Source organism: Microbulbifer aestuariivivens (genome assembly GCF_039545115.1).
Lineage (GTDB): Bacteria > Pseudomonadota > Gammaproteobacteria > Pseudomonadales > Cellvibrionaceae > Microbulbifer > Microbulbifer aestuariivivens.
In genome coordinates this window covers 1-1,325 of record NZ_BAABRT010000060.1, presented here as the reverse complement: position 1 = coordinate 1,325, position 1,325 = coordinate 1, and the positions used below count along the sequence as shown (strand labels likewise).

Here is a 1,325-nt window from a genome sequence, read left to right as displayed (position 1 = left end):
ACGCTCTAGAAGCGAAACTGCTTGATCCCGGAATGGCAAAGCTGCTCAATGCCGGACGCTAAACCAGTGCGAAAAATTACCCGCAGGCACCGACGATAATTTTTACCGACCGGCAACATAACGCCGCTAGCAGGGGCAGCCGAAGCGCAGCGTAGGCTGTCCAGCCCAGCCATCGGCTGGGCGATCCTGCCTAGCTTGGTTATGGCTGGCGCGCTCAGCACCAACTACTAGCACTTTGCCAGCCACGGATTGGCTGGCCAGCGGACAATATTGCGAGGGAAGAATACCGTACTTCCCTCACTAAATTATTACCTTATTGGCACTCCACGATACTGCAGTGGACTAGCCAGCTCTACCGAGCCAGTGAGAACGCTTTAGGAACGAAACTGCCGGGATGCAGAACGACCGAGCTGCGCAATGCTGGACGCTAAACCAGTGCAAAAAATACATACTGGAACTGACCAGGCTTATGAACGACCGGAAACATAATGCCACCACAACCGGCGACTGGAAAATCGCGGAACTAGTCCAGCCCTAGTAGCGTTTTTTGTAACTACGGTGCGGCTGGTGGGTTTGTTAGGCATGATCAGAAGGTCCCGCTTCTGCCCGAATAATATCTGAGTTATCAGTTAGGCTTAACTTTGTATACGAACCAATTTGTTTTGCGAATTCTCGTGCATTTGAACGATCATCTTCGGTTCCACCGAACGAACGCAATTCTATGAATTTAACTGCATTTTGACCAAATATCTTTGCACTTTCAGATATACCTACGCAGTATCTAGTTATGCCTGTATCCACACGCCTATAGCACAGAATAGTTATGCCTGTAATATTAGAGTATGGAAAGTAAACAATTTTCTCACCATAAAAATGTTTCCTTACTTGTATTCCAGCTTTAGCTTTATTGTCAAAGTAAAAGCGTGTACTACCCATAAAGCACTGTAGCGCAATAAGGAAACATAAGCCAATCACTGCATATGCAGCAATTGCTTCTGAACCTTTAATACTTATTGAGCTGTATCCAGTCACGGATAAAGAAAGCCAAAAAGCAGGAATGATAAAAATGAACCCAAGCCACCGAGCTTTGCGATAGTAGATTTCCATTTTATATGCATATCTCCTTGGGGTTAGACATTGCCTAACGCCGCTAGCAGGGGCAGCCGGAGCGCAGCGTAGGCTGTCCAGCCCAGCCACTGGCTGGGCGATCCTGCCTAGCTTGGTTATAGGTGCCGCACTGAGAACCCGCTACCGGCACGCTGCCAGCCACGGCTTGGCTGGCCACTACCCGATTAAAACGAGGGAAGAATACCGCATCTCCCCCA

1 protein-coding gene is annotated in these 1,325 nt (G+C 48.7%); it reads right to left on the bottom strand.

What is annotated here, in order from left to right; genetic code table 11:
- Positions 1–576: 576 nt before the first annotated feature.
- Positions 577–1,107, bottom strand: coding sequence for a hypothetical protein (locus ABEA58_RS14320; RefSeq protein ID WP_345552594.1), 531 nt, complete (start codon positions 1,105–1,107; stop codon positions 577–579).
- Positions 1,108–1,325 lie beyond the last annotated feature (218 nt).

Coding starts and splice junctions, on each gene's coding strand:
- ABEA58_RS14320 (WP_345552594.1), bottom strand. CDS start 1,107: ATGGAAATCTACTATCGCAAAGCTCGGTGGCTTGGGTTCATTTTTATC.